Source organism: Paenibacillus gyeongsangnamensis (genome assembly GCF_027533625.1).
Classification (GTDB): domain Bacteria; phylum Bacillota; class Bacilli; order Paenibacillales; family NBRC-103111; genus Paenibacillus_G; species Paenibacillus_G gyeongsangnamensis.
Window position 1 is genome coordinate 1 of record NZ_JAQAGZ010000062.1, and the last position, 4,371, is coordinate 4,371.

2 protein-coding genes and 1 pseudogene are annotated in these 4,371 nt (G+C 43.6%); 2 read left to right on the forward strand and 1 reads right to left on the reverse strand.

Annotated features, from left to right (window positions below):
• Positions 1–277: 277 nt before the first annotated feature.
• Positions 278–1,191 (forward strand): annotated as a pseudogene (hprK, locus tag O9H85_RS37255) (HPr(Ser) kinase/phosphatase).
• A 55-nt stretch (positions 1,192–1,246) separates the two neighbouring features.
• Here the strand turns inward: hprK and O9H85_RS37260 are convergent.
• Positions 1,247–3,472, reverse strand: a complete 2,226-nt coding sequence (locus O9H85_RS37260; RefSeq protein ID WP_269886362.1) for a tagaturonate reductase — start codon at positions 3,470–3,472, stop codon at positions 1,247–1,249.
• A 231-nt stretch (positions 3,473–3,703) separates the two neighbouring features.
• On the opposite strand from O9H85_RS37260, the gene O9H85_RS37265 reads away from it, so the two are divergent.
• Positions 3,704–4,180, forward strand: a complete 477-nt coding sequence (locus O9H85_RS37265) for a hemerythrin domain-containing protein (RefSeq protein ID WP_269886363.1) — start codon at positions 3,704–3,706, stop codon at positions 4,178–4,180.
• Positions 4,181–4,371: the final 191 nt, after the last annotated feature.

Sequence of the window (4,371 nt, forward strand, 5' to 3'; positions counted from 1 at the left end):
TGAAGTCATCCACATGATCGATGTAATCAATTAATTCCGCATCAAAACCGAGTGTGTTATAGTAGTGGTAGGGCAGCAGTTCAAGCTGCAAGTCCATAAAAATGCACCTCGCGTATGGTTTGATGTTGGTAGGGGTACCTTCATTTTACCATTTCTCGCTTCGGTGCATTTTTGTTTTTATGCTATTTTATGAGCTTTTTGAACAGGCTCTTATAGTAGGTAAAATGCATTCTTCATATATTTTTATAAATCTTAAGTGTGGGGGAGACAGTGAAACATGAAATCAGTGACGGTTAAAGATTTGGTTGATCGGTTCTCATTAGAGATTCTTGCCGGAAGTACGCAGTTGGACCAAGCGATAACGAGGTCTCGTGCCAATAGGCCAGGACTTGAATTTGCTGGGTACTTTGAATTCTTTTCACATGCCCACGTACAGGTTTTAGGTAAAAAAGAAATTAACTATCTGCACACGCTGAGTGAGAAAGAACGAAATGATCGTATCGGAAACATTGTGAATATCACCCGCCTTGCTTTGTAGTTACCCGTAATTTGGAAGGGCTTAAGTATTTAATAAAGTATTGTGAGGAAGAGGGGATTCCTCTTCTGCGTACGAAGGAAACGACGTCCAAATTCCTTGAATTGATCGATCTTTACCTTGCCAAATGTTTAGCTCCAGAGATAAGTATCCACGGTGTTTGCGTCAATGTATCTGGTATCGGCATTTTACTTCGTGGCAACTCGGGTGTGGGAAAAAGCGAGACCGCACACACCCTTATTCGTAGAGGTCATCGTCTTGTGGCCGATGATCTTGTTGTTTTGAAGAAAATTAGTCCTGAAACCATTATCGGTACTCATGACGGAAAAACGAAAGAGTTCCTTGCCCTTCGTAGTATTGGATTAATTAACGTATCACGACTCTATGGACGTAAAGCCTTTCAAGAGGAAACCCCTATCGTTCTTGATATTGAATTAACGAGATGGGAAGAGGATTCACTTAATAATGAGTTGGAGCAGGAAGCGAAGTTTACTGAATATATGGATATTCGGATTCCATATCTCCAGATTCAGCTTCAACCAGGGCGAGATGTGGCGGGACTAGTGGAAGCAGCCGCAAACAACTGGTACCTTCGTCAACAGGGATATAGCGCCGCGGAAGAATTTATAAAACGGTTGGAGCAACAGGGTAATTGAATCAATCATTATGAAAAAAAGGAGGGAGTCAAAGCTCCCTCCGAAACAAATATTCTTACAGCGTAACACCGTCTTTAAAAATGGCGATTTCCCGAGAGCCGCTTCTTTCATTGCAGCAGCGCGTCTCTCCTGATGCAACCTTCAACACATACTCCAGCAATGTTTCAGCGAGCTCCGATAAATTTCGATTCTCAAGAAGAACGCCTGCATTAAAGTCAATCCAGTTCCGTTTCCGTTCACTTAGTTCCGAATTGGAGGATACTTTGACTGTAGGAACAGGGGCTCCTAAAGGCGTTCCACGGCCTGTGGTAAATAATATCAGGTGAGCACCTGCAGCTGTCAAAGCTGTAACGGCAACCATATCGTTGCCCGGTCCTTCAAGCAGCTGCAGTCCGGTGGCTTGAACCTGTCCTCCATAAGGAATAACCGCCATTACAGGGCTGGTTCCCCCTTTTTGAGTGCACCCAAGGGATTTTTCTTCCAGTGTAGTGATTCCACCTTTCTTGTTGCCGGGAGACGGATTTTCATAAATGACTTGATTATGCCGGGTATAGTATTCTTTAAAGCCATTTATCAAATGAACCGTATCGGAGAAAATAGATTCGTCTGAACAGCGATTCATTAGAATGGTTTCGGCTCCGAACATCTCAGGCACTTCCGTAAGTACGGTAGACCCCCCATAGCCGACGAGCAGATCAGAGCAATGTCCGAGCAAAGGGTTGGCCGTGATGCCGGAGAACGCATCTGAACCCCCGCATTTCAGTCCAACTAACAGTTTGGAGACGGGGCAAGGTTCACGTTTGAAGGATTGAGCATAATTTACTAGTTCACCGATCAGCTGCAGGCCGCATTCCAGTTCATCCTTTGTCTCCTGGATGGATAAAAACTTAACTCGATTTTCATCGATAGGTCCAATGATCTTTTGGAATTCACCGATATGGTTATTTTCGCATCCAAGTCCAAGGACAAGAACACCCGCTGCATTCGGATGCCGTACCAAGCCAGCCAATATGCGCTGTGTATACAGTTGATCGTCCCCGAGCTGAGAGCATCCGTACGGATGCGAGAAGGAGAATATTCCGTCCGTCAGGTTGGGATAGAGTTTGTTTGCATCTGCGGCAAGCCGCTCCGCTGTTTTATTGACGCATCCAACGGTATTGATGATCCAAATTTCATTACGTATGCCTACCTCCCCATTATCACGGATGTAACCTAAGAATTGAGGACAAAAGATGTCCGCGGAATCCTCTTTTTGGGTAACGATAGCCGCTTGCGGATTATACTGATATTCGATGACCCCGTTCAGATTTGTTCGCAGATTATGAGTATGTACCCATTCTCCGGGTTCAATTCGATGGGATGCACGACCAATAGGAAAGCCATATTTTAGAATTATCTCCCCCGGCTCGTGTAGTTTTAATGCGATCGTATGCGCACCGTTAAGTAAGCGAACTTTCCGGGTTCTATAGGGAGTCAAGTCGTTGGTCCATATGACATTAAGTCCCGCATCGACGAGTGGAAGCTCTCCAGAAAGCCTCCTGTCACCTTCAATAACCCATAAATGAAAGGGCTCTGCCGTGTTGAATAGATGATCCACATAACCGAGGCGAGCAGTAAGTTTTCCTATTTCCTCCTTCGGGTAGCCGGTTACAATTCGATCTACGAGTGTATTAAGAAAATGATTATGTTCCAGCCATTCCTCGAAATCTTCTCCAAGCTGCCATTGTCTGGCATAGCGAAGTACGATCTGTTTCAGCTGGTCTCCATTGCGGTCAATCAGTTCGCAGGGCAGAATGATGAACCCTTTAGAAAGGTCTCCGTGAAATGCTATGAACCTTTTATGCAAAAACACAGTCAGCTTGCCGGGAAAAGAAGAGGGTGGAGCATGATGATATTGGTCATTCGGTTCGTAAGCGATCCCGGCTTCTGTGGTATTGGAGACGATAAAACGCAGGTCCGGATTCGAAGCGCAGTGCAAGAACGATTTATAATCCGTATAAGGATTGATTCCGCGGCGTATTGATGTAATCAATTCTGCCTCCTCGACTCTATTTCCGTTTTGAATACCTCGCAGAAGCAAAGTGTACATCCCGTTCTGTTCATTAATCATATCTGTCATCCCGCTGGAAATGGGTTGTATAACAACCGCTTGACCATTAAACAATTCCTTTTGATTCATCTGATGGAGCATCCAGTTAAAGAATCCCCTTAAAAAATTCCCTTCTCCAAATTGTAGGACCCTCTCTGGATGCCGAGGGGGAGATTTTTTAATTCCTTTCATTTTACATAACCTCCATGTGAGTAAAATTAGATACAGAAAAGTATTGGTATAACCAGTATTGCAGGAATAAATGATCCTATCATATGAATTAAATCACATAGTGAATATAAATTTTCATATGCAAAAAATACATCGGACGTATGTGATTTTTTTCACATATTTATCGTCTACTCGGAGCTACACTGTAATCATCAATAAGGTAGTAAGTCAATATAAACGGAGGAATTAGCTATGAAACAACATTTGCCGTTAGACCCATATAATTCGATTGGACATCCATTGTACCAACTGAACGAATCGATTCAGAGGCTACAAGAGGAACATGTGCTGCTTAAGATTAAATTGGTTGAGTTATATGGGATGGCTAAAGCAATAGGCTTGAATGAAGATGCAATTAATTGGATCGGAGTGTTAAGGGATCTGAAAAGGAAAGCTACCGTCTTTAAGAGAGAATTGGAAGCTCATTCAAAATGGGAAGAAGAGCATATGTTTCCCTTGATTACCTGGTATTTTGGTGAAGAAATGGATCAATTCACATTAATGGAGCAAGAGCATGAACTCGCAAAACAGTACTTTAATGCTTATTTTGAAGCGGTGGAACGTAACTCTCAGCCAGTCAAAGGGCCTGAGGCGCATGAAATGGCTTCGTACTTGCTTCAAGCTTTTACGCTTTTAAATCATCATCCTGAATCCGTGAAAGATTGTTGAGGCCAGACTCTATGAGCGAACCCCACAAGGTTGCTTGGCAAAATAAGGAATCGGGGGATTCCAAAACAGTTACGTGCAGGTGCAAACAGACCTCCCCTTTCGGGAAAGTCCAAACTTAACATGATAGGGTTGCTGGTCAGCCCGACAACGCCATATATATTCGACGAAATGTCGGGAACCAAGGACTGTGA